Here is a 26185-nt window from a genome sequence, read left to right as displayed (position 1 = left end):
GCGGGCAGTTCCAAACTTTACCAAGAAGCTAGGCCTGAAGCCCCGCCCTTCCAGGACGGCTTTTGCCCTGTTAGACCTGCGATAAGATACACCCACGCTGGTCAGAGAAGCCAAACTCCTCAACGCCACTCCAGCGCAGTACCAAGCCTTGGATGACAGAGTACACCGGCCAGGTGGTGGGGCTGGATGTGGGCGACAGCAGTGGGCAAGCTGTGCCGTGTCTCCAGTTTTTGCGTCGTGCCGAAAGGAGATTGAAGCAACAGCAAAGAAGACTGAGCAGAAAGTTAGGCCCACGGCCCGCTGGCGTGAATAGGAAGGGGGTAAAACCTCAATACAGCAACTACCACAAGTAGAGGAAGCGGCTTGGCGAGGTACACTTCAACCAAATCAAAGTCTGGCGCCAGCGTAGAGACCGGGTTATTGAGCTAGCCCAGTGTGTGGGAATGTCTCACGACATTGTGGTTTATGAGGACTTGCAGGTGCAGAACTTGGTGAGAAATCACCACTTGGCCAAGTCTTTCACGCTAGCGGCGCGGAGCGCTTGGGGGAACGACTGGGGAGATAGGCACCGCCGTCGTGGAGGGGAAACCTGATACAGCTAAGTGCTGTCGCAGAACCAGGAACCAGAATCCTTGCTCTTTGGGGCGGGGGGCATGTCAATCGCGCAACACGTAGCCTACCCCGCGCACCGTCTGGATAAGGCGCTTCTCCCCTGGGCCTTCGATCTTGAGGCGCAAGTAGCGAATATAGACCTCGATGATATTGGAGTCGCCCGTGAAGTCGCAGCCCCACACATGCTCTAAGATCTGTTGGCGGGTGAGCACCTGACGGGGGTGTTCCATCAAGTAGCGCAACAGGTCGTATTCTTTGGCCGTCAGCTCCACCTGTCGCTCTCCCCGGGTTACCTCCCGCGTTACGGGATCCAGAATCAGATCCATGAACACCAACTGGCCATCGCGGGATCGCCTTGGCTGCCGCAAATAGATCCGTATCCGAGACAGCAGCTCCTGAATGCTGAAGGGTTTGACCACGTAATCATCCGCCCCGGCATCCAACCCCGCTGCTCGATCCGACACCTCATCTCTGGCGGTCATCAGCACCACGGGCACGCGGTTGCCCGTTGAGCGCAGTCGCCGACAAATTTCCAAACCTGAGATGCCGGGCAACATCCAGTCCAACAGCACCAAGTCGGGGTTTTGGTCGCAGGCTGCCCTCAACCCGGCCATGCCATCGCTGGCTACGCTGACTCGATATCCCTCACAGGTCAGCTCCGTTTCCACAAAACGAGCCAGCTTAGCTTCATCTTCGATCACCAGGATGTGGGCAGAAGTGGGTTCAAGTTCTGGCATACGCTCTCTTGCTGAATCCAAGGAAGACGCCGAAAAACTTGCTCATTGCCCCCAAGCATATCTCAACCGTATGGATTGGCAGTCGAGATGACTGAATCCGTCCTAGCCTGCAACAGCCTTGTGGAATTGCCTGGGGTTGATATCAGCAAGTGCTTTGAGTTATTCAAAAGGCATTCATGTACCTTATCACCATGAGTATCCTAAGCCATGACCCTCTCTCCTGTTCGGCTCACCCCGCCCCTACCTCCCATTCGATGGGAAAAACTGCCGGAAGACTTTCCCTTGCCGGATGAGCCTGTGGAAAGCACCTTACAGCCCCTTTTGGCTGCTGCTCTGCGTGAGGCATTGGAACTCGCTCAGAGGATCCCTGCCCAGGCTTTGATCGCCTCCAACTTTGGCCTTTGCAGCACTGTCGGGGACAAGGTGGTGGTGAAAGCCCCCGACTGGGTTTATGTGCCCGCAGTACAGCCGATTCCCGAAGGAGAGATCCGCCGCAGCTATACCCCACACTTAGAAGGGAATCCCCCGGCGATTGTGATGGAATTCATCTCCGAAACCGAGGGCGGCGAGTACTCCATCAATCCCCACTATCCCTATGGAAAATGGTATTTCTACGAGCGCATTTTGCAGGTGCCTGTCTATGTAATCTTTCATCCCAAAACCGGTGAGCTGGATGTCTACCGCCTGGAGAATGGCCGCTATACCCCTGTATCGGCGGATGAAAACCGTCGCTACTGGATCCCGGAGATTGGCTTGTTTTTGGGGGTGTGGCGGGGACAAAAAGCCGAGACCAAAGCCAACTGGTTGCGGTGGTGGACTGCCGATGGGAATTTGCTCCTATGGGGAATCGAACAGGTAGAGCAGGAGCGGCAGCGGGCCGAAGCGGCAGAAGCAGCCCTCGAACAGGCCCGTCTGGAACAGCAGCGCCTAGCCGCGAAATTGCGGGAGTTGGGCGTGGATCCCGAGGCAATAGCCGATTGAGGGCTCTCCTAGTAGGTGCGCCCGCGCCAAGAGCGGGGCCGGCTGAGGGCAGATAGGATTATCCGCAGAACGGCCAAGGGATCCGCCAGAGGCGACATCCAGAACGTCCAAGGGGGATCCTGATAGGAGCCGCGAATGCCCAGCAGTACACCTAAGCGCAGAATCAGTAAGCCTAGGTTAAGCCCCAGCAGCACCTGCTCCGTCAGGGAAAAGGGAAACCCCATCCCGGCTTTGCCCAACAGCCCTACAACCACCGGCCCAGGGATCCCTTGGGTGAGGACGAGGAGAGCTATATCCCCCCACAACTGGGCCACAGGGGTGGCATCTTTCAAATCGAGGGATCGGCCCCACTCTCGCCAAGTTTCGCCAAAAGAAGTGTACATGCGCACCTTGAGCAGGTGCCGACCGTCGTAAAAAGCTACTTTAAAGCCGGCTGCCGCAATCTGCCGCACCAGGGTCACATCGTCACAAAATGAAGCCCGCGCCAGCGTGTAGCCGTTCATGGCTTCCAGCACCGACCGGCGCACTAGCATACATTGCCCATTGGCCATCGTCCGTTCCGGCAGGGTGGCGGTGTCTCCGGCGGCCCCGTAGCGGTAGATCAGGGTCACCAAAAGAGCCGGCTGCAGCCAGCCTTCCCCCCAGTGCTGCAGGATAAACTGCGGTGCCAGGGTGATCAGATCCAGACCTTGGGCCTGGGCAGTTTCCAGCAGGCGCTCCACCAATCCTGGCTGGGGACGGGTATCGGCATCAATGCCCAGGATCCACTCAGAGGCCGGATCCGACTGGAGAAATCCATAGTGCAAGGCCCAGGGGCGCCCCACCCATCCGTTGGGCAAGGGATCGTCGGTTACCAGACGGAAGCGCGGATCCCGCTTGGCCATCTGCAGCACCTTTTCGGGGGTGCCATCTTGAGAGCGGCTGTCCACCACCAGCACCTCCCGCAGGACGGAGCTCTGTTGGTGCAATCCTTCCAGGCAGGGATCGATGCGCTCGGCTTCGTTGAGGGTGGGCAGCAACACGCTGACCAAGCCCGGCTGCAAAGGGATCCCAGGCTGACCGGGAAGCAGAGGGGAAGGGCGCCGCAAAGAGGGCAGCAGCCGCGCCAGCAGCACCGCCAGCATCGGCACTTGCATAACCAATAGACTCAGGGCGGCAGCATCTCCAGCCCAGGCAGGGATCCCGTTCATGCCAGTTCTAACCTGTAAGGGAAAAGTGTCCAAGAATGCTTGCAAGAGAAGCCCAGGGAGGACAAACTCATACTCATGGTGATTTAGCAATTCAAAATCAGTCTGGTTGCATCGTGCCTGTGCCCATCCCCCCTCAACCCTGACGGGCTTTTCATGGATGTCTTCATCCGGCTCAGCCACAAGGGATCCCCTGTTACGGTTGTGAAATTGCACAGTGAAAGGCTCAACGCCGCGATTGCCCGCGAGGTACGGAAAGAGCTAAGCCAAATTCTCACCGAGAAACCGGGACATTTCTTGTTGGATCTCAGTCAAGTGAGTCTGATCGACAGCATGGGGTTGTCGGTTCTGGTTTGGGCGCATCGCCATTGCCGCACTTTAGGCTATCAACTCAAGTTCTGCAGCCTGCAGGAGCAGGTCAAGCTGCTCTTCTCCATCACCGGCTTGGATGCCATTTACGAGATCTACCCCTCTGTAGAAAAGGCACTTGAGTCTTTTCCGTAGCTCTCCCTATCGGGTCAACTGAGAACCGTCAGGGATCAGCTTCTCAACACCTGGATTAGCCTAACGGTTGAAAACCTGCTCAGGGGGAGGGGTTGCTGTTTTGGTTCTCGACCGTCTGGGGCCGGTTCACCTGAGCATAAACTTCTGCCTGTTGCCGAATCTGCTCCCGGACTTGGGGTGGGGCCAACCGCGCTGCTTGCTCAAACAGCTCAGGCGCTTTTGCCCGCAGGTTTTCATCGGTGGCAGAGCTGAGGGCTATGGCTTTGCCGAGCACGGGAGTGAAATCACTGGGATCCGCCGCGATTAACTCGTCGTAGAGGGCTATGGCTTTTTCGGTCTGGTTGTTGCGGGCGTAGACAAAAGCCAAGCGCAAACGCACATCATTATCTTCCGGCGCTTCTTCAAGATGCTTCTCCAGCAGGGCAATGGCCTCAGAGGTGCGGCCCAGGGTTAGCTGCACATCCACCAACTGTTGTAGCACTTTCCCATCTTTGGGATCCCTGTCGTGAAGGAGCTGGAGCTGTTCTAACGCCCCTTCAAAATCCCCCGTATCCTGTTGGATTTGGGCCAAAAAAGCTCGCAGTTGCCGATTTTCGGGCTCCAGTTCCACCAGCTTCTTCAGCGGCTCGATTGCCCCTTGCGGCTCGTTGAGCTGCAGTTGGGTGTCGATCAACCCCCGCAGGGCAATGGGGTTATCCGGCTCCCGCTCCAGCACGACGCGATAGCCGTCTGCCTGGGCCCGCAGTTGCTCGGTTACCAGGCTGGCCTCTGGAGATTCGGAAGGCCCGAGGGCCTGGAATAGCGGGCCAAAGGAGAAGCCCAAGAAAGTTACCGTGCCCACCACCAGCAGCAAAATGTTGAGGAGCTTGCGGGCTAGGGACTCTTTGGGTTTGGACTGAGGCATAAAGGGCTCGCGCAGAAGACTCCTCTGTACTCTATCATCGGCGCCGGGGCAGGCTGCGGGGTGAGGTTACCCAATACCCAAAACTTTTGAAAACAGCATCCAAGGGGAGGGCAATGCCGTACCGAGTTTAGGTATTGCTGAACGTTTTTGCCACCCCTCACTCCCCTTTTAACCATGCAGATCACCTGTCAGCCGGATAACCTCACCTTTGAAGCCAATCCCCTGCTCACAGTTCTGGAAAATCTGCTCAGGGCGGGGGTGCGCCATGTCCATGCCTGTGGGGGCAATGCCGCCTGCTCCACCTGTCGCATTCTGATTTTGGAAGGCAGCCAAAACTGCCGCAGCATGACCCCTGCCGAGAAGAGGTTGGCCCAACGGCTGGATCTTCCCGTGCATATTCGCCTGGCCTGTCAAACCCGCATCACCGGAGATGTCACCCTGCAACGGCTGGTGATCGACAAAGCAGATGTGGAAGTGGCCCAACATCAATTGCAGGCCCATTCGGTCGGCAGCCAAGTCACCGCCGCCATTCTCAGCGCTTCCCTGCGGGGGACGGCCAACTTCGACGAGGAGAACTTTCCCTACGATGTTGTCTACACCTTGGGTCGCTACTTCGCCCAAATGGGGGCCTTGGTGCAGCAATATGGGGGAGTACTGGCCAACCAGAGCGGGCTGAGAAGTCTGGCTTTGTTTGGTCTCAAACAACCCGAGCTGGCCGTACAGCAGGCACTGCAGGCGGGATTGGCGCTTGGACAGTCGGTGGCGGAGTTGAATAAGTCTCTGCGGCAACTCTCCTACCCCCAGGTTAAGCTCACCCTCGGGATCCACCACGGCCCGGTTCTTCTGCTCCCCATTGATCCCCAAGATCCGCAGCGGCTGTCTGCCTTTGGCAAGTCGGTCAATGTTGCCACCTGGCTGGAGTCGGTTGAGGATGTTTCGCAAGGGGGGGAACAGTCTGAGGAACAGAGCTCCCGGTTGCTCATCTCGGCAGCTGTGTATCGAGCCGTGGAAGGGCAACTCCTGCAGGTGGAGCCTCTTTCGGTGAAACCTTTTCCCAACGCCAAACCCATCCGAGTTTACAGGGTGCACCCTGACCAAGTTAGCTTGCCGGCTGGCGAGGAGGAAGCTCCAGAAGCAGCCAAGCCCGAACCGATTGGATGGCTGGAAGCGCTCCGGGAATGGCTACAGGCTTGGTCTCGTTTTTGAGGGATCCCTTCAGGCAAAAACGCCATCCCTTTGCTGCACCTGGGCCCTCAGGTAGGGGATCCCCACCCGATGGCAGTAATCTCCAAAGCTCTCGCCAGGACGGCGCTCCTGCTTGTAGGCCTGCAGGAGAACTCTCATCAGCGGCACGATCTGGCTGATGTGTACCCGATCCTGAAACACTTGCGCCAGGCGATCCCCCTGCGGGCTGGCTCCCAGCCAAATCTGGTAGTAGCCATCGGGGGCGGATCCCACCAATCCCAGTTCCGCCAAGTAGGGTCGGGCACAGCCGTTGGGGCAGCCGGTCATGCGCACCAAAAAGGGCGAATCCTGCAGATCCAGCTCCTGTAACAGCCGATCCAACTGGCGCACCAGCCCTGGCAAAGCTCGCTCCGACTCAGTAATGGCCAAGCCGCAAGTGGGCAGCGCCGGACAGGCCATCGACAGCCGCACCAGTTGGGGGATCTCTTCCTTGGAAAGCACCCCGTGGGATTTGAGGATCTGGTTGATGGCATCCCGCTGCTGCTCCGCAATGTCGATGAAAAGTAAATCCTGAGTGGGGGTCAGCCGCACGTGCAGAGAAAAGGCTTCCACAATCCGGCGCAGTGCCGTCTTGAGCTGTCGCTCTGGGGTGTCCTGGATGCGGCCATTTTCAATGGAGATGCCCAAAAACCAACGGCCATCCCCCTGCTCGTGCCAGCCTAGGTAGTCGTCGCTGTTGGGGACAAACTTGGGCATGCGCCGGAAGGGCAACAACTTCTCCCCCAGGTACTGCTCGACCACACGGCGAAACTTGCGGATCCCCCAGTCTCTCACCAAGTATTTCAACCGCGCCTGCTTGCGGTCGTGCCGGTTGCCGTAGTCCCGCTGTACCGCCAAAACCGCTTGGCAAACCCGATACACCGCCTCCGGAGGGGCAAAGCAGAGCTTTTGGGCCAAAAGGGGCTGGGTTTCTTCCTTGCCGTGGGTACGCCCCATGCCCCCACCCACCACAATGTTGAAGCCCTTCAAGTTGCCCTTGCGATCCGTGAGCACAATCAAGCCCAAGTCCTGGGAGTACACATCTACCGTGTTTTCCCCAGCTACGGTGATGGCTGTCTTGAACTTGCGGGGCAAATAGACGGGGCCATACAGAGGTTCTGGCCCCTCCAGGCGCACCCCGTTGCCCACAAACTGCTCTGCTTCCCGCACTTCCTCATCCACCGGTGGGATGGGAACCGGCTCCCCATCCACCCAGATCTCGTAGTAGGCAGAGGTCTTCGGAGCCAACAGATCCGCCAGCTTGCGGGCATACTCTTGGGCATAGCGATAGGCAGGGCGATTTTTGTAGGGGGCAACCGGTGCCATCACGTTGCGGTTGACATCGCCGCAGGCGGCCAGGGTGGATCCCATCTGTTTGAGAATGCTGGCTATGGTGGCCTTGAGGTTTTTCTTGAGGATCCCATGCAACTGAAAGGTTTGCCGCGTTGTGGCTCGCAGGGTGCCATTGCCGTACTCATCGGCCAGCCGATCCAGGGTCAAGTAAAGCTGGGGGGGCACGTGTCCCCCTGGGATGCGGGTGCGCAACATCATCGAATAGGCCCGCTCCAGCCCCTCCTGCTTTCGCTGCTGCCGCCGATCCCGGTCATCCTGCTGGTAGGCGCCATGGAACTTGAGCACCTGCACCGCTGCTTCGCTGAAGTGGGTGGTGTCTTGGGCCAGCTCCTGCTGAAGGGGATCCCGTAGAAAGTGGCTGTCTGCCTTGATCTGCTCCACCTTGGAACGCTTGGCCTCGGATGGGATCATGGGGGGCATTGATAATCTCCAGTAAACCGGTCGGAATACTTGTGAATAACAGGCTATCACCTCCCTTGGGCGGCGTCCAGTTGGAAAAGTCAGCCTCCTATCCGGGTTTTGTCCCAAACCCGCAAAACTTGTTATTTGATTCAGCTTGAGATCGTCGGCGCTTCTAGCTGGCCAGGGCTAGGCGGGCACCATACTCCTGCACCGACCACAGTTGCCAGGCACAATTCCCCTGCAGCTCCAAAACCAGGTCGTGGTAGGCCAGGAGGGTGGGACGATGCCCAACGCTGATGTAGGTGGTGTTCAAGTGTTGCAGCTGCAGGTAGAGCAGTTTTTCGTTGGCCACATCCAGGGCGCTGGTGGCCTCGTCCAAAATGGCGTAGCGGGGCTGGGTGATCAAAATGCGGGCAAAGGCAAGACGCTGCTGTTCCCCTAGGGAGAGAGTGCTGGCCCAGTCTTTCTCCACATCAAAGCCGCCCACCCGCTCCGGCAAGTCCCCCAAGTTCACCTGGGCCAAGACTCGGATGAGATCTTCATCGGTGAGGTCTCGGCGGCGTTTGGGATAGAGCAGTTGATCCCGCAGGGATCCCAGCAGCATATAGGGTTTCTGGGGCAAAAAGAGCATCTCCTGAGTATCTGGGCGGGCGATGGATCCCTGGCCGTTGGTCCATAGGCCGGCAATGGCCCGCAACAGGGAACTTTTGCCGCTGCCGCTAACACCGACAATCAAAAGCCGCTGGCCGGCTTCCAAGGCGAAGGAGAGATCCCGCACCAGGGTTCGTTCTGAATTGGGGGTGAGCAAAGTGACGTGGTTTAGCGCCAATTGCTGGGCAATGCGAGTTTGAATGTTGCTTTCCCGAGCGCCGGTGTGGCGCAGCGCCGGATCTTCCAGAGACTCGTGAAAGGAGCCTAAGCGGTTGATCCCAGCGGCAAAACTGGAAATGCTTTGAATCTGGTTGGCCACAATGGAGAGGGCGCTCAACACCTGGCTGAAGGCAATGGTGGCTTGGGTAATGGTGCCGAAATCTCGCACGCCGCTGAAGTAAAGGGGGGCGACGATGACATAGGGCACAATGCGGGTGAAATAGTTGTAGGCGTATTGGAAAATATCGATGATGGCCTGCCAGATGATCAGCAAATTAAAATTGCGCAAGGCCGCACCAAAGCGATGCAAAATTTGCCTGAGTTCTTGATCCTCTCCCTGGTAAAAGGCGATGGACTCGGCATTATCCCGCACGTGCACTAAGCTGTAGCGAAAATCGGCTTCGTAGCGCAGTTGATCGAAGTTAATTTTGATCAGCTTGCGACCAGCCAAAATGGCAATGGCGGTACCAATGGTGGCATAGACCACCAGCCCCAACGCCAACGGACGAGAAATGCCATAGAGAATGCCAGTAAAAGCATAGAGGGTGAGAATCGAGTCGAGAATGTCCAACAGGAAGGAGAGGGTGGTGCCGGTAAAGGAGCGAACATCCTCGGAAATGCGCTGGTCGGGGTTGTCGATTTCGGTGTTGGCGGCGTTGGAATCCAGCTCGTAGTAAGCCCGCTGATCGAAGTAGCGATCCAGAAAATGATCGGTCAGCCATTCTCGCCAAAACAGCCCTAGCTTGAGGCGAGTGTAGCGGTAGATCACCAAAATGGGAATAGCTGAGATAATCAGCACTCCATAAATAATCAAAAATTGCCAGAAAGTGGGCTCTTCTTTTTGCTGCAGAGCTGTGTCGATAAACCGAAAGATAAAGCTGATCATCACGTTCAGCCGGTTGACCGTCAGCGACAGAAACAGCAAAAAGGTGAGCAGCACCCACTGCAACCAGCGCTGGCGAAGCTGCCGCCACACTGCCCCAAAACAAAGGCTGCTCAAAGCCAAGCTGATCGCGGCTACCCACAGCACCGGCGAGGACAAGTTTCTCTCCGTTTGGGCCACCAATCCGGCTGCCACATTGGTAAAAAACTCTGGGAACAGGGCCTGACCGACCAAAGTCACCCCAATCTCCACAAAGAACATCAGGGCAACCACAAACACCATGGCCGCTGCCAGCAAGCCCAAAAAGATCCAGCCCCCATAGCGTACTCTGGGGTAAAAGTAGGGCTGGGCCACCGTGATAAACCGATCCCACAGTTGGCGGTCGAAGTTAAATTGAGAGGCTTGGGATTCCATTTTTGCGGTCGGCGCAGAGAGCAAGATCGACATCTCCCAGGCTAGCAGGCCATGGGTGCCAATCTGTGTTCAACAGGAGCGGATTCATTGGGGGTGGAACAGGTTCAGTGTCCCTTCAACCTTGCAACCGGCTTTGCCAAGCCGATTGGGCCGCCAGCCACACCGTCTGAACCGGCACGTGAAACTCCTGGGCGCGGGCCACACAGTCGCGAAACTCCGGCTGAGCGTTGACGATGCGGCCATGGTGGCGGGCCACTTTGATGTCGACCAAGCCGTAAGGGGTTTCCACCCGCTCGATAACCCGCTCCAGCAGGGTGCGCTGCTGTTGGAAGTGGCGAATGCCCAGGGTGGTGGTCTCCCGGAAGATGAGATCTTGACACTCCGGCACCCGATCCGGCGGACAGATAACGGTGAGCAGGATCCCCGGCCGCCCCTGTTTCATGGTGATCGGCTGGGTAAACACGTCCCAGGCCCCGAGGGCCAACAACTGCTCGCAGGTGTAGGCAACCACTTGGGGGTTGAGATCGTCGATTTGGGTCTGCAACACCGATACCGTTTCCGTTAGCTCTCCCCCATCGGCTTCCCCAATCCACAGACGAAGCACATTGGGAATGGGCAGCTCTTGGGCACCGGCCCCACGCCCCACTTTTTCCACCCGCATCGGCGGACAGGGGCCAAACTCTTCCGCCAACGCCACAGCCAAGGCTGCTCCTGTGGGGGTTACCAGCTCGGCTTCCACCCCGTTGCTGAACACCGGCACGCGGCCCATTTCCCACAACTCGATCACCGCCGGCACCGGCACGGCCAATTTGCCATGCTCTGTGCTCACCCAGCCGCCCCCAATAGGATGGGGGGATGACAACACCCGCTCCACCTGCAGCCAATCCAGGCCGATGCAAGTGCCGACAATATCCACCAAAGCATCCACTGCCCCCACTTCGTGAAAGTGCACTTTTTCCACGGGCACTTGATGGACTTTTGCTTCTGCCTGCGCCAACTTTTCAAACACCGCCAAGCTGCGGGCCTTAATGGCTGGGGAAAGCTGGGATCCGGCAATCAAAGCCTGAATCTCCGACCAGTGCCGAGCAAGGGATCCCCCACTCTGGGATCCCAGCACCTCCACCACGGCTTGCAGAGCGGGCTGCCCACACCGCTGCACCCGGCTCACCTGCAGGCTATATTCCCCCTCGATGCCCAACGCCTGGAGCTGACGGTTGAGGTACTCCAAAGGCACCCCGCAATCCAGCAGGGCTCCTAGACACATATCGCCGGCAATGCCCGCCGCACAGTCGAAGTAGGCTATTTTCATGCTGGAGAACTGGGGGTAGCCGCTGCCGCCAGAATGGACTTGGATCCCTCTTGATTGTAGGCAGCAACCGGCCTGGAAAAGGCGACGGGAGAGCAGTTAGGCTTCCCTAGAGTCAGAAGATTCAGAAGATCGAGCAGCAGATTCCCGCCACTGTTGGATAATGTTGCCCAAATTGCGCCGGAATTCTCCAATTCCCAGCAGGGATCCGGGCTGGGGATCCCAGGAAGCCGAGAACACACCGTAGCTAATGCCCAAAAAACCAAGGCCAAACAAGGTCAGCGACTCTGCCAAGGTGAAGTAAGGGGGCAGAGGAACCACGTGGTTGGTCAAGAGATAGTAATTCACAAAAAAGCTGCTCAGACCTAGCCCCGAAGGGATCCCAGAAAACACCAGAATCCGCCGCACCATCCGCCGGCTGACCTCAGGGGGAATCACGGCAACAGGCTCCTTCTTGGCCGGCTTCTTCTCCACCTCAACAGAGGCAGAGGGGGAGCGACGGCGAAAGGTTTTGGACTGGCGGCTGGATTTGCCCACGAAGACAGATCTCCGATAGCGTTTTGGATGGGCTGCCTACTTTTTCACCCGGATGTTCAGCCGTTCGGCCAGCTCCCGGAAGCGGTCAGGAGAATGCTTGGCGATGTAGTTGAGCAAACGCTTGCGACGACCGATCATCATCAGCAGGCCGCGGCGGGAGTTGAAATCCTTCGGGTTTCTCTGAAGGTGCTGAGAGAGCTGGTTGATGCGACTGGTGAGCAGAGCCACCTGAACCTCGGCAGAACCGGTGTCGGTGTCGTGCAGTCGATAGCTCTCAATGATCTGCTGCTTCTCTTGTTGCAATAAGGCCATAAGATCAAGGGACTGGATGCACTGCTTCAAGATAATAACATCGGCTTTTCCTCCCTCGCTATGGCCGAGGAGGGTTATGGAGAGAATGGGATATGACAACAACCTCTGGGGATCCTCCGGCACTGCCCGCTTTGCTGGAGCTGTTGAACTCACAAGACTTGGGAAATCGGCTGCGCGCTGTCAACAAAGCCAGAGAACTGCCTGGGCCAGAAGCCCTGACATTGCTGCAGCGAGCGATTCACGACGAGAATGCCCGCGTCCGTTATGCTGCCATCAGCCAGATGGGCACCCTGTCTGGCGTCGATCCGAACCTACTGTTGCCCATTTTGCAGCGCTCTTTGCGAGAGGATCCGGAGTTCGATGTGCGGGCTGCTGCCGCCGCTGCCCTGGGGGATCTCAAGCAGCCACAGGCCCTGGCCGATCTCCTGGAAGCTTATCGGCGAGAAACGGAGTGGCTGGTACGGTTTAGCATCATCGCTGCCCTGGGAGAGCTGGGGAACCCTGCCGCCTTCGACACTCTGGTGGAAGCTTTGCAGGACAAGAGCGAGCTGATCACCACAGCCGCTGCCGCTGCCTTGGGCGATCTGGGGGATCCGCGGGCCATCCCCTACCTGGATCCCCTCATTGATTCCGACGACTGGCAACTGCGCTACCGCGTCTGCATTGCCCTGGCCAAGTTGGGAACAGAAGCCGCTCGCGCCGGACTGACCCGGCTGGCCCAGGATTCCCAAGAACAGGTGGCCGTACATGCCCGGGCTGCCTTGGGATCCCTGTAGTTCCCTAGCTCATGGCATTGATGATGTAGTCAAAGTAAGGGGCGGCTTCAGCGGCTGCCGCCGGCTCCAACAAGCTGAGGGCAGCTTCCTTCAAAAAGACAATCGCATCGATCATGCCGGCGATGGGTACGTTGAGGGCATTGTACATTTCCCGCACCCCTATCAGGCCGATAGACTCAATCGGCTCTTTGCTGCCGGCAATAATGCCATAGGTCACCAGGCGCAGATACCAGTCGTAATCTCGCAAACATTGGTTGTAGCGCTTGTCGCCGTAGGCATTGCCACCGGGTTGCACATACTCGGGCCGCTTGGCGAATAGCTGCTTCTGGGCCTGGTCAATGATGCGCTTTTTGTTTTCTGCTAACACCTGAGCGATTTGCAAGCGCCTCTCGCCGGTGGTCATGTAATTCCTGATGGCTTCCAGTTCGCTAACTGAGAGGTAACGCAGCTGGTCATCCGCGGTCTCGATGATCTGGTTGATCACGCTCACGGTAGGGATTCTCCTGTTTTCTAACTTGCTTTCAATTCGGTTCATCAATCCAGCAACCCATCCCCCAAGCCCAAGGTCGGCCCAAGAGATGAGCAGGTAGCTCGGCAAGCCAGCGCCGCCGGCTGCTCCCAGTTTAGGATAGGGCAAACCTTCCCTCAAGCACTTTGGCGTGACTCCATCTCGAGACTGGCCCTAGATCCGGCCTCGCAGCCATTGGGCCATCTCATTGCGGCGCGGGGCAGCCTCCAGACACACCTCTTCGGTAATCCGCCCCTCTTGGTAAAGCCTAAACAGGGATTGATTCATGGTACACATGCCCTCATAGGAGCCGTCGGCGATCAGCTCCTCAATTTCATCCACCGCCCCCCGCTTGATGTAGTCCCGAATGGCATCGGTGTTGCGCATGATCTCGTGGGCCGCAGCTCGCTTGCCATCGGTGGTGCGCACCAGGGTTTGAGCGATGATCGCCACCAGGGTTTCTGCCAGCTGCAGACGCATCGGCTCCTGTTCTTCCGGCTTGTAAATCCCCAGCAGACGCTCGATGGTGCGGACGGCGCTGTTGGTGTGCAGGGTTCCAAAGACCAAGTGGCCCGTCTGGCCGGCCTTCAGGGCAATATCCACTGTCTCTCGATCCCGCATCTCCCCAATCAGGATGATGTCCGGATCTTCCCGCAGAGAGGCTTTCAGGGCATTGGCAAATTCCAGGGTGTGGATCCCGACCTCCCGCTGCCGCACCATCGATTTCTTGCTCTGGTGGACGAACTCGATGGGATCCTCGATGGAAATGATGTGTTTGGGAAAGTTGGAGTTGATGTAGTCCACCATCGCCGCCAAGGTCGTGGACTTACCGGAGCCGGTGGGGCCGGTCACCAAAACCAAGCCTTTCTGCTCCTCGGCAATGCGCTTTAGCACTTCCGGTGCCCGCAACTGCTCCAGCGTCAAAATTTTCAACGGGATCAGACGCATCACCATAGCCGGGCCAAGCAGGGAAACAAAGCAGTTGACCCGACACCGCACCAAACCCTCGTACTGGATGGCAGTATCCAGTTCCAAACATTCCTCAAACTGGCGAATTTGGCTCTCCGGCAGGCTTTCCCGCAGCCAGCCATAGAACATCTCGGTGGTGGTGACCGGGTAGTTGGTCAAAAGCATTTGCCCCCGATCCCGAAAGCGGGGCACTTCTCCTACCCCCAAATGAATATCTGAGTAGCCTTTGTCATAGGCTTCCTGCACCAGTTGGCGCAGGGTCAGGCCCGCAGGAGCAGCTGGAGCCACTGGGATCCGACCGGCAGCCGTTGGGCGAGCTGGTGGCGCAAAAGGCGGAGCGGCAGGATTGGGGCTGGGCGGCGGCACTGGAGGCCGAGCAGCAGCCGGGGTGGGCGGGGGCATCTGAGGAGAAGCGGCAGAGCCCGGCACAGGCACCGGTACCTGAGGGGGAGCGACAGCCACACCAGGCGGAAGGGGCCGACCCAGAATGGGGTTGGGGGGGCTTTTGGCGTTGACAGGCCGGGATCCCGTCCCTTGGGAGGCTGAACCGAGCACTGGATCCAGTTGCGTTGGAGGCTCCACCGGGGGCACCGGAGCAGCCGGACGAGACGGACGCTGCATGACCAGCGGAGCCGGGGGCTGCCAATTGGAGTCCAAATCGGTGGGAAACTGGTTTTCGGGGCTGACCTCGCTCATGACAAGCCTCGCTTCTGGCAGGGTTTGCGTCGATCTTAGGCTAGCATTCCCCGCCTGAGCAGAGGCTTAACCCACTCACCGACAAAGCTCCGGGAAGCTCCCTAAAAATTGGACGGATGGCGAATGAGACTCAGAAACTCTTCGCGGGTACGGGGATCCTCCTGAAACACCCCCACCATCGAGCTGGTGACCGTCCAGGAGCCGGCCTTTTGTACCCCCCGCATCACCATGCACATGTGGGTAGCCTCGATAACCACCCCCACCCCGTAGGGATCCAGCACCTCCATCAAGGCCTCAGCAATTTGCCGTGTCAGGCGTTCCTGAACCTGCAGGCGGCGGGAGTACATCTCGACGATACGGGCAATTTTGCTTAGGCCCACCACCTTTTGCTTGGGGATGTAGGCCACATGGGCTTTGCCGATAAAGGGCAGCAGATGGTGCTCGCACAGGCTAAACAGAGACACATCCCGCAACAGCACCATCTCGTCATGGCCCTCATCAAAGATGGCACTGTTCAGTAGCTCCTCCAAAGACTGCCGATACCCACTGGTCAAAAACTTTAAAGCCGCAACCACTCGTTCCGGGGTTTTTCGCAGCCCCTCCCGTTGGGGATCCTCCCCGATCCCCCGCAGCAGCGTCTCCACCGCCGCCACCATAGCCGGATCTGAGACATCCGAGCTACCCAATTCTTCTTCCGCAAAAGTGGCTCGATCTCGAATCACCCGAGACTTGAAATGGGCTTTGTCATCCATTCGAGATTGCGAGCCAGATCCGGGTTTCGCAAGGGTCATAGCAGGATATTCCTTGGTTAACGAAAGGCTAAGAGAACTCGGTGCATGCAACTCAGCTCAGGTGGCATCCAGTCAAAGGCTGCGATAGCCAAAACCTTCCCAAGTCACGGGCAACCCCAAACCAGCCAGGTCTAAAAGGCTCCCACCGCAGGCATGAAGGTGAGATCTTCCACCACCGCACCTGTGGGCAACCGAACAATATAGGTAATCAAATCGGCTACCCATTCCGGCGAGAGCATTTTGGAACGGTCGAAGTTGACCCCTACCGTGCCCGTATCCCAGAGGGACGTGTCCACGGCACCAGGGCACAGGCTGGTGACCCGAATGCCATGCTGTCGTTCCTCTTCGGCCAAAGCTTGAGAAAAGCCCATTAGGCCGAACTTGCTGGCACAGTAAGCTCCCCAGTTGGGAAAAGCTCGCTTGCCCGCAATCGAGATGACGTTGACAATCGTGCCGCAGCGCTGCCGGCGCATTCCGGGAAGTACGGCTTGGGCACACAGAAAAGCTGCCGTCAAGTTCAAGTCGATCACTCGCTGCCAATCCGACAAAGGTAAGGTGGCCAAAGGGCCAACGTGGGCCATGCCCGCATTATTGACCAAGACATCGCAGACGCCAAATCGATCCAGGAGAGCCTGCAACTGCTGGGGCAGAGCTGCTAAGTCGGCCAAGTCCATGGGAAAAACCGCTGCCTTGCCGCCCTGGGCTTGGATTTGGGCTTGCACCGCCAGCAGATCAGGTTGGGAGCGGGCCACCAGAGCCACCGCTATCCCTTGTCGGGCTAGGGCTAGGGCTACCGCTCTGCCGATCCCTCGACTGGCCCCTGTAATCAGAGCACGTTCGGGAAACTTTGTCTCAAAACTCATTTACAACAAGCCTCTGGCGTGCGCCACACAAGCAAGCGCCACCCAACCTGAGAAACTTCCTTAACTAAGTGTAACACTGATTTTCCATCGCTTCCCTTGGAATCAGGGTAGGGCGCAGAGACCTCAGCCTGTCCTGCTCAAGATCCGTCCGCTGGCTGTTGAACCTCGATCCGGCTAGGTGGGGTCTGGGAGTATGGTAGTGTGGTAAAAATGGTGAAAATCTTTTGCAACAACAACCGTCATGGCTGAGTCTTTGTTTTCTCCAAGCCCCACTGCCGCGCGGGAGGATCCCTCCTACATCCTTCAGCTTGAGGGCATCAGCAAGGGGTTTCCCGGCCAGCGGCAGTTGGTTTTGCGGGAAGTCGAGTTTCGCCTGCCCCAAGGAGACATCCTCAGCATTGTGGGCCCATCAGGTTGTGGGAAAACCACCTTATTGCGCACCATTGCCGGATTTGAGCAGCCGGATAGCGGGCGGATCCTGCTGGGGGGGCAGGTTGTGGCTGGGGAGGGGCAGTGGATCCCACCGGAGCGACGGGGAGTGGGGCTGGTGTTTCAGGATTTTGCCCTGTTTCCCCACTTGAACGTGTTGGCCAATGTGATGTTTGGCCTCCGACCCACTACCCCGTTTGCGTCGGCGGCAGGGGGTGGCAATCGCTCCTCCTCAACTGAGTTGCGAGCTGAGTTGCGAGGCGCTGCCCAACAGGCGCGGGAACGCGCTTACGAGGTGTTGCGGTTGGTGGGCCTGGAAGACTACACCCATCGTTATCCCCACGAGCTTTCGGGCGGGCAGCAGCAGCGGGTGGCTTTGGCGCGGGCTTTGGCCCCCAGGCCTAGCTTGATCCTGTTGGATGAGCCGCTGAGCAATTTGGATGTGCAGGTGCGCTACTACCTGCGGGAAGAAATCCGCAAAATCCTCAAGCAAACCCAGACCTCGGCCATTTTTGTCACCCACGACCAAGAGGAGGCTCTCTGCCTTTCCGACTGGGTGGCGGTGATGCGGGAAGGCCGTATTGAGCAATGGGGATCCCCGGAGGAGGTTTACCGGGAGCCGGCTACTCGCTTCGTGGCAGAGTTTATTACCCAGGCCAACTTTCTCCGCTGTGAGCGGCGGGAGTTTGGTTGGCAGGCTGAAGAGCTGCTGCACATCCCATTCCAGGCTTTGAGGGATCAGCCCGACCCCAGCTTGCGCTGCGCAGAGTTGATGGTTCGACAGGAGGAGTTGCATTTGCATCCTGATCCTCAGGGCGGCATTGTCATTCGGGATCGACAGTTTTTGGGGCGAGAGTACCGCTATTGCCTGATCACAGCAGCCGGCAAAGAATTGCACGCCCTAGCCCGGGAAGCCCTGCCTGTGGGCGCGCGGGTTCACATTGCTGTTGGGCAAGGTCGGCTGTTCCCCCTCGCTGAGGGGTCCTCCGTGGCTGAAAAAGAGCCAAATCGCGCAAAAAGTAAAAGTGTTGCCTGAGTCGGGGTTCTTTTGCACACCTTTAGCAACCCATCTTCCCCGCGACACGAAAGCCTTCGCCCCAGATAGGGCTTAGACTGGCAAGACGGTGGTCCAGGCTGGTAGCTCCCTCTGGAGGGACAAACTGGGTAGGCTGTTGGTGGAGGATTCAGTGCCAAGCTATGCAGGGATCCCGCATCGTGGCAGGCCCATCGGAGAACCGGATCGCCTTGGCGGAGTTCCGGGTGGGCGTGGATGCGGTCATTTTCTCCATCGACACTGAGCAGAATCGCCTCCTGGTGCTGCTGGTGCGGCGGCGGGAGGATCCCTTCCGCGGTTGCTGGGCCCTGCCAGGAACACTGGTGCGGCGCTCAGAATCCCTAGAAGCAGCGGCCTACCGCATCTTGGCGGAGAAAATTCGTGTTAAAAACCTCTATCTGGAGCAGCTCTACACCTTCGGGGGGCCGGAGCGGGATCCCCGCGAGGCCGAGGATGGCTATGGAGTGCGCTACCTGTCGGTCAGCTACTTTGCCCTGGTGCGGTTCCAGGATGCTGAATTGCTGGCAGACGGAGTGGAGGGCATTGCCTGGTATCCCGCCGACCAGATTCCCCCCTTGGCCTTTGACCACGAAGAGATTTGCCGCTATGCCCGCCGTCGCCTCTGCGCCAAGTTGGAGTACAGCCCGATTGCCTTTGACATTTTGCCCGCCACCTTCACGCTAGGGGAGGTCTATCAGCTCTACGGCACCGTTTTGGGCGAGGGGTTCTCCGACTACTCCAATTTTCGCGCCCGCCTACTGAAACTGGGTATCTTGCAAGATACCGGCCAGAAAAGTTCCCAAGGAACAGGCAGACCGGCAACCCTCTACCGTTTTGATGCGGCTGCTTTCGAGAAAATCCGTCATAAGCCAATGGTATTTGTCTAAGGGATCCCAGCTCACCAATGCTAATCCGGCCAGTCCAGCCAGATCGTTAACGTTCTCCCCACGGCTAAAGCCGGGGGATTTTTTCCATCGCTCCACGCTCCTCGCGCTTCGTTGCAATGGGCTACACGAGGGCCTATATCCTCGTGGGGGACGCCATCTCCTCAACTACTGAGATGCCAAAACACCCCAGATACTTCTACTTCACCTTTAACGCTGCACCCTCCCATAAGCGGGTGGAGCGAGTCTCCCGTCCTGTCATGAGACGGTGACTTATCCCCAGGCATGAACGCCGGGGCCTGCGACGCCGAGTTTTCGGTCAGCAGCAGCCAGAGAGCTGTGCTAAGATTAGAAACCATGATAGGTATTGTTTCAGGAGTTCTCCAAGCATGTCTGCAGCAATAGATATCGCTGATGCTACCTTTGAGGCAGAGGTGCTGCGCAGCGATATTCCGGTTTTGGTCGATTTTTGGGCACCTTGGTGTGGCCCCTGCCGGATGGTGGCTCCTGTGGTTCAGGAGATAGCTGAGCAGTATGTCGGCAAAGTTAAGGTTGTAAAAATTAATACTGACGAGAACCCTCAAACTGCCAGCCAGTACGGTATTCGCAGCATTCCCACCCTGATGTTGTTCAAGGGCGGCCAGAAAGTGGATGTGGTGGTTGGCGCCGTACCCAAGGCAACTCTAACCACGATTTTGGAAAAGCACTTCGACACACCTGCCGAAGCCTGAGGGCTATGCCTTGGGTGTTTCAGAATGTAACTTTTGGGTTCTGGATTAGAACCCAGCTGCCATTTTGTGCCGAGAACTGATTAAAGTAATTCCAGAGAACTTTAGGATCCCAGCTTGACCGATTCCGTTTCTTCCCTTCTGCAAGAAGTTTTTTCCAACGCTGAGACCCGCCTAAAGCAGTTGGAGTATCATCCCAACCGGACAGCCTGGCTGCGTATTGTGCAGTCGCTGCAGCGCATGGGATCCCTGGAGCTGAGCCGTTTAGATGCCAAGATCTTGGCGGCTACTCTTGAGGATCTGGAGCAGGGGTTTGCCGCCTTCCAAAACTATGCCCACCAACGCAAGATCACCGTTTTCGGGTCGGCACGACTGGGGCCAGAAAGTCCCGAATATCGCCAGGCCCAGTTGTTCGCCTACTGCATCAGTCAACGGGGATTCATGGTCATGACGGGGGGCGGCGGCGGCATTATGGAAGCCGGCAACCGAGGGGCAGGGCTGGAAAACTCTTTTGGGCTCAATATCCAGCTTCCCTTTGAGCAAATGGCCAATCCCGTTATTGCTGCCAGCGATCGGGTCATCAACTTCAAGTATTTCTTTTCGCGCAAGCTCTTTTTTGTTAAAGAAACCGACGCGCTGGTGCTTTTTCCCGGCGGTTTCGGCACTCAGGATGAAGCCTTTGAATGCTTAACCCTGATGCAAACCGGCAAAACCAAGCTCATGCCCTTGGTGCTGGTGGACAGAACAGGTGGCTGCTACTGGAAAGAATGGGACGAATACGTGCGGGAGCACCTGCTTGGTCGCGGCTTGATCAGCCCAGAAGATCTCTTCCTCTACACCCTAACCGACGACGTGGAAGATGCCTGCCAGCAGATTGTCGATTTTTATCGCGTCTTTCACAGCAATCGCTACGTGCGAGAGCTCCTGGTTTTGCGCTTGAACACCAAACTTTCACCGGAAGCCCTAGAGATTTTAAACGAAGAGTTTGCCGATATTCTCGATTCGGGCCGGATCGAGCAAACTGGGGCCTTGCCGGAGGAAGCCGAGGAAGATATTGCCCATCTGCCACGGCTGGTGATGCACTTCAACCAGCGCAACTTTGGACGGCTATGGCAAATGGTGCGCCGGATCAACAAGCTTCACTCGGAACAGCCGGATCCTCTGCAAATGCGCCCTGAACAAAAGTAGATGTATCAGCGCTCTCAGAACCATCCAAGAACCAGCAGCCAATTGTTTTGGTGGTGCTCCCAATGGGCCGGTTGTTTGTCAAAATCTGCGGCATCACCCGTCAGGATCAGGCGGAGGCCATCGCCGCGCTGGGGGTGAGTGCCCTTGGGTTCATCGCGGTGCCCAATACCCCCCGCTATTTGCCCCTCTCGGAAATGGCTCGTTGGGTGGGATCCCTGCCCGACCACGTGGAAAAAGTAGGGGTCTTTCTGGATCAGGATCCCCGCGCCATCGCCGCCTGGGTGGAAACGGTGGGCCTCACGGCTGTCCAGTTGCATGGCCAAGAATCCCCGCAAGATTGTCAGCAATTGGGGAAATGGCTTCCCGGGATCCGCCGCATCAAGGCCCTGCGCGTCCGCCAGCCGCAAGATCTGGAAGTGGCCAATCTCTACCGAGACTGTGTGGAGATGCTGCTTTTGGATGCTTATCACCCCCAACAGGCGGGTGGAACGGGGCGAACTCTGAATTGGTCAGAACTTGCCCACCGCTCCCTGCCCTTGCCTTGGCTACTGGCCGGTGGGCTGAACCCGGACAATGTTCTGCAGGCACTCAGCCACCTGCAGCCAAGCGGCATCGACCTCTCCAGTGGTGTGGAACGTCGGCCAGGCGATAAAGACATCGACAAAGTCCGGCATCTGCTGCAGCAGCTTGGCTCCCAAGGGTGGGAGATTGCTCCTACTCTGCCGCCGATAACGCCAAGCGCAACGGGATGATCATTTGGCTGGGTTCCTACTGCAGCGACTGAATATCCAACCCCGGCTCGAACATCAGCTCTTTCACTTCCCCAAATCGGCCCATCACTCCAAGCTCCCGGTCGTTAAAGGTCACCAACACACCGCCCGCATTGCCGGTACGCAACACGATTGACTGCTCCGCTTCCCAATTCAACTCAGCCCCCGGTTGTAAGGTGGCCTCGAAGACCGTTTGCCCATCGGCGATGACCCGCAACCAGGAAGGGCGCTCCACCACGCGAATATCCAGACGCACCGGCTTGCGCCCCGCCCCCCCTGAGTGAGCTTCCAAGACCTCGGGGAAGACGCCCTGAATGCGCGTCCATTGGTCGAGGGTGGGAAACAGTTGGCGGGCCGTGGGCTGAGCTGCCGACAGAGTGGGATCCGGGGAGTTGGCAGCAGGCGGTTGCTGGCCGGAGCCTTCCCGGCCAACTGTTGGCAGGCTCACCAGCCAACGCCCAAAAGGATTGCCTGTGCCCTCCAAAAGAGCTGATAATCCCCCCACCGTCAGCACAATCAGCACCACATAAGCGGCCCAAAGGTGGAGAGGGCGCAGGGCAAAGGCAGGTTGCTGGCCGACAACAGCAAGAGGAGCTGGCGCGCGGGGGGTTTTGGCCGATAAAAGCGGAGAGGCACGCCGAGAGAGGGTTTCGCCATCCAACCCCAAATAGTCGGCATAGCGCTTGAGAAACCCTCGCACATACACCGGCTCCGGTAACCGGCTCAAGTCAGCTTCCTCCAGCGCCTGCAGATATTGGCAGCGAATGAAGGTATCGTTAGCTACTTCTGTCAACGTCAGTCCCCGTGCCTCCCGTGTTTGCCGCAACAGGGATCCCAGGGCTTCTAAAGAGTGTGCTGGCTCTTGCATCATTTGGCCACCTGCGGAAGAAAGGAGGCTACTGTGAGAGTTTGCACTCAGTTAGAGGCTCTGACGAGCTAATCGCGTGAGCGGGCCGGAGGCCTTAGAGGGCGCTTCCCGAGCGAGGATGAGCTGCTGCGCCCGGTGAGAGGGGCCAGCAAAGCTTGGAGCTCATGGGGATCCAACTGGCGGAACTGGCCTGCTTTCAGGTTGCCCAAGCCCAGTGGGCCAATGGCTTCCCGATGTAAGCTGAGCACCGGATGCCCAAGACGCTCCGCCACCCGCCGAATTTGCCGGTTGCGTCCCTCAAACAACACCACCCTCAGCCAGGAGCAATTGGGATGCTCCCTTTGCCGGAAATCCGGGGCAGGACAAAACTCCACCTCCGCCGGCAGAGTGGTGTACCCCTCTAAGTCTACTCCGTCTCGCCAATGTTGCAGAGTGGCCTGACTCGGATGCCCTTGTACCTGTACCCGGTAGGTTTTGGGCAGATGATAGCGCGGATGGGTCAGCTTCAAGGTCAAGTCGCCATCGTTGGTGAGCAGCAAAGCGCCACTGCTGTCCGCATCCAGTCGGCCCACCGGGTAGAGGCGGGTTTGCCGTTTCCAAGATGGGGGGAGCAGATCCAGCACCGTCTTGCGTCCCCAAGGATCTGCACAGGTTGACAAAACCCCCACTGGCTTGTGCAGGAGCAAAACATAGCGCGCCGGATCCTTGGCCAAAGGGATCACTTGCCCATTCACCTCGATGCAATCCCGCTCTGGGTCGGCTTTGGAGCCCAGCTCAGTGACCACCTTCCCATTGACCCGAACGCGCCCGGCCAGGATCCAAGCTTCCACCTGGCGACGCGAGGCCAATCCCTGCTGAGCCAAGAGCTTCTGTAGCCGTTGGGGTTCTGCCATGGGGATTTGAGCAGCAAAAGCAGCAACCGAAGCTGGGGGTGCTAGGCGGCAGAGCCTGGGGCCTCCGGCCCGCTTACGTGAACGGGGTTGGAGAGCCGGTCGGACAAATCAGCAGAATTGGAGGGCAACAGCAGCATCTCCGACTGAGACTCTGAGTTTCCTCCTAGAGAATAGCTGAGGCCACAGTCAAACTCTTCTGCCAGCCGGCAGACTTCCTTGAGATCTCCCACCGACCAAATGCTCCAACTGCTGCGAATTTGGTTATCCACCCACACTTCCACGCGGTTGCCTTCGATGTGAAGGATGCGCTTGGGCTGGGCTTCTGAAGGGCAGCCTGCAGGCTCGGCCAAGACCTCCGGCCCGCTTACGCGAACGGAAGATTTTTGCCTCAAGGCCCCCAGAGCTGCCATGAGCTGCGGCAGAGCCAGCAAAAGGTGCTGAGTGGCCTGTTGGGGTTGCCCTTTCAAGCAGGAAACCAGAGCTTCGGCAACACTCTGGTTGAGGGCCTGCAGAGCTTGGAGTGGAGTAGCACCCCCTAGAGAGGGATCCGGTTGCAGTGGGCTTTGAACATCCATGAAAAGGCAGGAAAGGCATGGACAGCAACCTTACAGCCCTTTCGCAGGTTGACCACAACAACGCCGCTGCCCTTTGGAGCAGAGCGCTCTGGTTTGCGCAAGTGTGCCGCAGACATGGAGTCCTGTACGGATAGACGATCGGGGGAAGGGCTGTATAGCTCCCTTAAGCCTAACAAATCCAAAAACTTCAGGGCCCGCTTACGCGACACGAACGGTAAAAAATCTTTCTTTCATGTTGTCCGCATTGCTGCAAAGCAAAGGCCTCTCTATCTGGTCTGCTTAGCCATCGGTGCAATTATTCACCGCCCGATGGGTTTTCTTCGCCCTCGGCGGTGTTCTCTAGCGGTTCCTCAACCCCAGTCTGGGCCTTGGCCTCAAAGGTCGGTCTCAGTTGGTTGAGCAGGGCCAAAACGCGGGATCCCCGCTCCAAAGAGCGATCCTGCAAAAACACCACCGTTGGCACCCGTCGCAGGCTGAGGCGCTGGCCGATTTCCCGCCGCACAAAGGGTGTGGCCGCTGCTAGCCCTTCCATAGCTCGGTGTTGAGCTGTCTCATCCCCATAAATGCTGACGAAGATGCGGGCGTTTTGCAGGTCATTGGAAACCTCGACATCCACAATGCTGACCATCCCTGCCCCAACCCGGTCATCTTTGATCTCCGAGAGCAGGATTTGGCTGACCTCTCGTTTGATCAGCTCTGCTACCCGTGCCACCCGTCGCGCTGTCGCCATTTTTGGATACCTAGGCTAACATCATCCGCAAGCCTGCTCTGGCTGGTGTGGAGCTCAGCCCTTGCCGGCTCGATCCCAAGAACAGTAGCCAATGCTACGAGCATCTCTTCCTTCCACCTTTATCCTGAGTCCATGTCCATCTTGCCTTGAGTATGTATACCTAAAGCCATCGATGGATGGATGGAGACGTGATGATCAAGACGCCAGAGGCGCTGCGGCGCTCCATTGAGCAGTTTATGCTGAATGTGACGGAGCCGCTTGACCCGTTGCTTTCCCTGAAGCTGACTCAGCTGGTGGTGATGTTGGGGGATACAGCTTACGCGATGGGATACAGCGATGGCCAGCAAAAGCCAGAGGAGCGCTGCCGCTATTGTCCCAGTCGGGTGTTCGACAGTCTAGAGCTTTGATAGGGTTCTTCAAGGTTCTTTAGAATTTAGCTTCTGGCCGCCCCGGCTCCCAGCCTTGGGGGGAGTGAGTTGAAAGGGGCGGTGGCAACCGGCCAAGATGGGATCCCATTGCTTGGCAGCCTATGACTTCCCCCGTTTTGCTTTGGCATCGTCGCGATCTGCGGTTAGGGGACAACACAGCTCTTCATGAGGCAGCCCAGCGCAGCTCTCAGGTGGTGCCTGTCTTCATTTTCGACCCGCAGATGCTGAGACGGTCGGACATGGCCCCAGCTAGGGTGGCCTTTTTGCTTCAGGCTCTGCAAGAGCTCCAAGAGCGCTACGCCCAGATGGGGATCCCACTGATCTGGCGGCTGGGGGATCCCTCGGTGGAGTTGCGGTGCTTGGCCACAGACCTGGGAGCCAGGGCCGTGTTTTGGAATGCCGATGGGGAGCCGTTCGCCCTACAGCAAGAGAGTCGAGTGCAGGCCAGTTTGGCCGCAGCCGGGATCCAGTCCTTCTCCTACCAAGATATGCTGCTGCACGGGCCGGGGGAAGTGTTGACCCAGGCGGGGGAGCCCTATTCGGTCTTCACTCCCTTCTGGCGCAGGTGGGCGAGCTTGCCCAAGCGGGATCCCTACCCAACCCCCGAGGGTCTGCAGCCGGTATCGGGACTAAAAGCGCAGCCTCTACCGACTTTGGCAGATTTGGGCTTTGTCTGCGACCAGCGGATCCCAGCAGCGGGGGAAGCAGCGGCTCAAGCCCTTTTGGAAGACTTTTGTCAGGGTTTGCGCATTTTGGACTACGAGCGAGCCCGCAACTTCCCGGCTGAGCCGGGCACTTCGCTACTGAGA

28 protein-coding genes and 1 pseudogene are annotated in these 26185 nt (G+C 58.0%); 12 read left to right on the top strand and 17 right to left on the bottom strand.

Annotation, left to right across the window (positions count from 1 at the left end; genetic code table 11):
- The first annotated feature begins 443 nt into the window (after positions 1–443).
- Positions 444–593 carry a hypothetical protein gene (locus NW828_RS06230; protein ID WP_187147255.1) on the top strand — a complete coding sequence of 50 codons (150 nt, stop codon included), beginning with the start codon at positions 444–446 and terminating at the stop codon, positions 591–593.
- A gap of 63 nt (positions 594–656) precedes the next feature.
- Here NW828_RS06230 and NW828_RS06225 read toward each other — a convergent pair whose 3' ends face one another.
- A complete protein-coding gene (locus NW828_RS06225; protein WP_414382507.1) occupies positions 657–1349 on the bottom strand; it encodes a response regulator transcription factor in 693 nt (230 codons plus the stop codon).
- Positions 1350–1556: 207 nt separating this feature from the next.
- Here NW828_RS06225 and NW828_RS06220 point away from each other — a divergent pair, with 207 nt between their 5' ends.
- On the top strand, positions 1557–2330 hold the full coding sequence (locus tag NW828_RS06220) for a Uma2 family endonuclease (protein ID WP_414382505.1): 774 nt from the start codon (positions 1557–1559) through the stop codon (positions 2328–2330).
- An 8-nt stretch (positions 2331–2338) separates the two neighbouring features.
- On the opposite strand, the gene NW828_RS06215 is transcribed toward NW828_RS06220, so the two are convergent.
- The gene (locus tag NW828_RS06215) at positions 2339–3520 is read right to left on the bottom strand and encodes a glycosyltransferase family 2 protein (RefSeq protein ID WP_414382502.1); all 1182 of its coding nucleotides are present in this window, start codon (positions 3518–3520) and stop codon (positions 2339–2341) included.
- A gap of 153 nt (positions 3521–3673) precedes the next feature.
- On the opposite strand from NW828_RS06215, the gene NW828_RS06210 reads away from it, so the two are divergent.
- Complete coding sequence (locus NW828_RS06210) at positions 3674–4021, top strand: STAS domain-containing protein (RefSeq protein WP_011431848.1); 348 nt, start codon at positions 3674–3676, stop codon at positions 4019–4021.
- A gap of 79 nt (positions 4022–4100) precedes the next feature.
- Here NW828_RS06210 and NW828_RS06205 read toward each other — a convergent pair whose 3' ends face one another.
- Positions 4101–4925 (bottom strand): tetratricopeptide repeat protein, encoded by an 825-nt coding sequence (locus tag NW828_RS06205; protein ID WP_414382499.1) that lies wholly within the window; start codon positions 4923–4925, stop codon positions 4101–4103.
- Positions 4926–5072: 147 nt separating this feature from the next.
- On the opposite strand from NW828_RS06205, the gene NW828_RS06200 reads away from it, so the two are divergent.
- Entirely contained in the window at positions 5073–6131 is a 1059-nt protein-coding gene (locus tag NW828_RS06200) for a 2Fe-2S iron-sulfur cluster-binding protein (RefSeq protein ID WP_414382497.1), read from the top strand.
- A 9-nt stretch (positions 6132–6140) separates the two neighbouring features.
- Here NW828_RS06200 and NW828_RS06195 read toward each other — a convergent pair whose 3' ends face one another.
- The 5 genes from NW828_RS06195 to rpsO form a co-directional block, all read right to left on the bottom strand.
- Complete coding sequence (locus NW828_RS06195) at positions 6141–7922, bottom strand: NADPH-dependent assimilatory sulfite reductase hemoprotein subunit (RefSeq protein WP_414382494.1); 1782 nt, start codon at positions 7920–7922, stop codon at positions 6141–6143.
- 154 nt (positions 7923–8076) lie between these two features.
- The gene (locus NW828_RS06190) at positions 8077–10104 is read right to left on the bottom strand and encodes an ABC transporter ATP-binding protein/permease (protein ID WP_414382491.1); all 2028 of its coding nucleotides are present in this window, start codon (positions 10102–10104) and stop codon (positions 8077–8079) included.
- Between the two features lie 82 nt (positions 10105–10186).
- Positions 10187–11380: a nickel pincer cofactor biosynthesis protein LarC gene (larC, locus tag NW828_RS06185; protein ID WP_414382488.1), complete on the bottom strand. Its 1194-nt coding sequence runs from the start codon at positions 11378–11380 to the stop codon at positions 10187–10189.
- A 96-nt stretch (positions 11381–11476) separates the two neighbouring features.
- On the bottom strand, positions 11477–11914 hold the full coding sequence (locus NW828_RS06180) for a photosystem II biosynthesis protein (protein ID WP_414382485.1): 438 nt from the start codon (positions 11912–11914) through the stop codon (positions 11477–11479).
- Between the two features lie 36 nt (positions 11915–11950).
- A complete protein-coding gene (gene rpsO / locus NW828_RS06175) occupies positions 11951–12226 on the bottom strand; it encodes a 30S ribosomal protein S15 (RefSeq protein ID WP_011431855.1) in 276 nt (91 codons plus the stop codon).
- Positions 12227–12318: 92 nt separating this feature from the next.
- On the opposite strand from rpsO, the gene NW828_RS06170 reads away from it, so the two are divergent.
- Positions 12319–13002: a HEAT repeat domain-containing protein gene (locus tag NW828_RS06170; protein ID WP_414329553.1), complete on the top strand. Its 684-nt coding sequence runs from the start codon at positions 12319–12321 to the stop codon at positions 13000–13002.
- A gap of 4 nt (positions 13003–13006) precedes the next feature.
- On the opposite strand, the gene apcD is transcribed toward NW828_RS06170, so the two are convergent.
- The 4 genes from apcD to NW828_RS06150 form a co-directional block, all read right to left on the bottom strand.
- Complete coding sequence (gene apcD, locus NW828_RS06165) at positions 13007–13492, bottom strand: allophycocyanin subunit alpha-B (RefSeq protein ID WP_011431857.1); 486 nt, start codon at positions 13490–13492, stop codon at positions 13007–13009.
- 192 nt (positions 13493–13684) lie between these two features.
- Positions 13685–15034, bottom strand: a complete 1350-nt coding sequence (locus tag NW828_RS06160; RefSeq protein WP_414382541.1) for a type IV pilus twitching motility protein PilT — start codon at positions 15032–15034, stop codon at positions 13685–13687.
- 242 nt (positions 15035–15276) lie between these two features.
- A complete protein-coding gene (folE, locus tag NW828_RS06155; RefSeq protein ID WP_011431859.1) occupies positions 15277–15966 on the bottom strand; it encodes a GTP cyclohydrolase I FolE in 690 nt (229 codons plus the stop codon).
- 131 nt (positions 15967–16097) lie between these two features.
- The gene (locus tag NW828_RS06150; RefSeq protein ID WP_011431860.1) at positions 16098–16829 is read right to left on the bottom strand and encodes an SDR family oxidoreductase; all 732 of its coding nucleotides are present in this window, start codon (positions 16827–16829) and stop codon (positions 16098–16100) included.
- A gap of 241 nt (positions 16830–17070) precedes the next feature.
- Here NW828_RS06150 and NW828_RS06145 point away from each other — a divergent pair, with 241 nt between their 5' ends.
- From NW828_RS06145 to NW828_RS06125, 5 genes are all read left to right on the top strand, one after another.
- Positions 17071–18294, top strand: coding sequence for an ABC transporter ATP-binding protein (locus NW828_RS06145; protein WP_414373788.1), 1224 nt, complete (start codon positions 17071–17073; stop codon positions 18292–18294).
- 179 nt (positions 18295–18473) lie between these two features.
- Positions 18474–19199: an NUDIX hydrolase gene (locus NW828_RS06140; protein WP_414382483.1), complete on the top strand. Its 726-nt coding sequence runs from the start codon at positions 18474–18476 to the stop codon at positions 19197–19199.
- A gap of 386 nt (positions 19200–19585) precedes the next feature.
- On the top strand, positions 19586–19927 hold the full coding sequence (trxA, locus tag NW828_RS06135; protein WP_011431863.1) for a thioredoxin: 342 nt from the start codon (positions 19586–19588) through the stop codon (positions 19925–19927).
- A 114-nt stretch (positions 19928–20041) separates the two neighbouring features.
- Positions 20042–21112, top strand: coding sequence for an LOG family protein (locus NW828_RS06130; RefSeq protein ID WP_414382482.1), 1071 nt, complete (start codon positions 20042–20044; stop codon positions 21110–21112).
- A gap of 62 nt (positions 21113–21174) precedes the next feature.
- Positions 21175–21864 carry a phosphoribosylanthranilate isomerase gene (locus NW828_RS06125; RefSeq protein ID WP_414382538.1) on the top strand — a complete coding sequence of 230 codons (690 nt, stop codon included), beginning with the start codon at positions 21175–21177 and terminating at the stop codon, positions 21862–21864.
- Between the two features lie 16 nt (positions 21865–21880).
- On the opposite strand, the gene NW828_RS06120 is transcribed toward NW828_RS06125, so the two are convergent.
- From NW828_RS06120 to rbfA, 5 genes and pseudogenes are all read right to left on the bottom strand, one after another.
- Positions 21881–22543, bottom strand: coding sequence for a DUF4115 domain-containing protein (locus tag NW828_RS06120; protein WP_414382536.1), 663 nt, complete (start codon positions 22541–22543; stop codon positions 21881–21883).
- Positions 22541–22750 (bottom strand): annotated as a pseudogene (locus NW828_RS06115) (helix-turn-helix domain-containing protein); the annotation flags it as partial. The pseudogene NW828_RS06115 and the gene NW828_RS06120, both read right to left, overlap by 3 nt.
- Positions 22751–22818: 68 nt before the next feature.
- On the bottom strand, positions 22819–23643 hold the full coding sequence (locus tag NW828_RS06110) for a pseudouridine synthase (protein ID WP_414382480.1): 825 nt from the start codon (positions 23641–23643) through the stop codon (positions 22819–22821).
- A 41-nt stretch (positions 23644–23684) separates the two neighbouring features.
- Positions 23685–24218 carry a hypothetical protein gene (locus NW828_RS06105; RefSeq protein WP_414382478.1) on the bottom strand — a complete coding sequence of 178 codons (534 nt, stop codon included), beginning with the start codon at positions 24216–24218 and terminating at the stop codon, positions 23685–23687.
- Between the two features lie 295 nt (positions 24219–24513).
- The gene (rbfA, locus tag NW828_RS06100) at positions 24514–24948 is read right to left on the bottom strand and encodes a 30S ribosome-binding factor RbfA (RefSeq protein WP_414382476.1); all 435 of its coding nucleotides are present in this window, start codon (positions 24946–24948) and stop codon (positions 24514–24516) included.
- A 191-nt stretch (positions 24949–25139) separates the two neighbouring features.
- On the opposite strand from rbfA, the gene NW828_RS06095 reads away from it, so the two are divergent.
- Both NW828_RS06095 and NW828_RS06090 read left to right on the top strand, forming a co-directional pair.
- Positions 25140–25355, top strand: a complete 216-nt coding sequence (locus NW828_RS06095) for a hypothetical protein (protein WP_238376842.1) — start codon at positions 25140–25142, stop codon at positions 25353–25355.
- Positions 25356–25477: 122 nt separating this feature from the next.
- Positions 25478–26185: deoxyribodipyrimidine photo-lyase (locus tag NW828_RS06090; RefSeq protein ID WP_414382473.1), on the top strand; the 708-nt coding region annotated here is incomplete at its 3' end.

This window comes from Synechococcus sp. W55.2 (assembly GCF_047461635.1).
GTDB lineage: Bacteria > Cyanobacteriota > Cyanobacteriia > Thermostichales > Thermostichaceae > Thermostichus.
The sequence above is the reverse complement of the archived record's forward strand: the minus strand, read 5'-3'. Positions and strand labels throughout refer to the sequence as shown.

Coding starts and splice junctions, on each gene's coding strand:
- NW828_RS06230 (WP_187147255.1), top strand. CDS start 444: ATGTCTCACGACATTGTGGTTTATGAGGACTTGCAGGTGCAGAACTTG.
- NW828_RS06225 (WP_414382507.1), bottom strand. CDS start 1,349: ATGCCAGAACTTGAACCCACTTCTGCCCACATCCTGGTGATCGAAGAT.
- NW828_RS06220 (WP_414382505.1), top strand. CDS start 1,557: ATGACCCTCTCTCCTGTTCGGCTCACCCCGCCCCTACCTCCCATTCGA.
- NW828_RS06215 (WP_414382502.1), bottom strand. CDS start 3,520: ATGAACGGGATCCCTGCCTGGGCTGGAGATGCTGCCGCCCTGAGTCTA.
- NW828_RS06210 (WP_011431848.1), top strand. CDS start 3,674: ATGGATGTCTTCATCCGGCTCAGCCACAAGGGATCCCCTGTTACGGTT.
- NW828_RS06205 (WP_414382499.1), bottom strand. CDS start 4,925: ATGCCTCAGTCCAAACCCAAAGAGTCCCTAGCCCGCAAGCTCCTCAAC.
- NW828_RS06195 (WP_414382494.1), bottom strand. CDS start 7,922: ATGCCCCCCATGATCCCATCCGAGGCCAAGCGTTCCAAGGTGGAGCAG.
- NW828_RS06190 (WP_414382491.1), bottom strand. CDS start 10,104: ATGTCGATCTTGCTCTCTGCGCCGACCGCAAAAATGGAATCCCAAGCC.
- larC (WP_414382488.1), bottom strand. CDS start 11,380: ATGAAAATAGCCTACTTCGACTGTGCGGCGGGCATTGCCGGCGATATG.
- rpsO (WP_011431855.1), bottom strand. CDS start 12,226: ATGGCCTTATTGCAACAAGAGAAGCAGCAGATCATTGAGAGCTATCGA.
- NW828_RS06170 (WP_414329553.1), top strand. CDS start 12,319: ATGACAACAACCTCTGGGGATCCTCCGGCACTGCCCGCTTTGCTGGAG.
- folE (WP_011431859.1), bottom strand. CDS start 15,966: ATGACCCTTGCGAAACCCGGATCTGGCTCGCAATCTCGAATGGATGAC.
- NW828_RS06150 (WP_011431860.1), bottom strand. CDS start 16,829: ATGAGTTTTGAGACAAAGTTTCCCGAACGTGCTCTGATTACAGGGGCC.
- NW828_RS06145 (WP_414373788.1), top strand. CDS start 17,071: ATGGCTGAGTCTTTGTTTTCTCCAAGCCCCACTGCCGCGCGGGAGGAT.
- trxA (WP_011431863.1), top strand. CDS start 19,586: ATGTCTGCAGCAATAGATATCGCTGATGCTACCTTTGAGGCAGAGGTG.
- NW828_RS06125 (WP_414382538.1), top strand. CDS start 21,175: ATGGGCCGGTTGTTTGTCAAAATCTGCGGCATCACCCGTCAGGATCAG.
- NW828_RS06110 (WP_414382480.1), bottom strand. CDS start 23,643: ATGGCAGAACCCCAACGGCTACAGAAGCTCTTGGCTCAGCAGGGATTG.
- NW828_RS06105 (WP_414382478.1), bottom strand. CDS start 24,218: ATGGATGTTCAAAGCCCACTGCAACCGGATCCCTCTCTAGGGGGTGCT.
- rbfA (WP_414382476.1), bottom strand. CDS start 24,948: ATGGCGACAGCGCGACGGGTGGCACGGGTAGCAGAGCTGATCAAACGA.
- NW828_RS06095 (WP_238376842.1), top strand. CDS start 25,140: ATGATCAAGACGCCAGAGGCGCTGCGGCGCTCCATTGAGCAGTTTATG.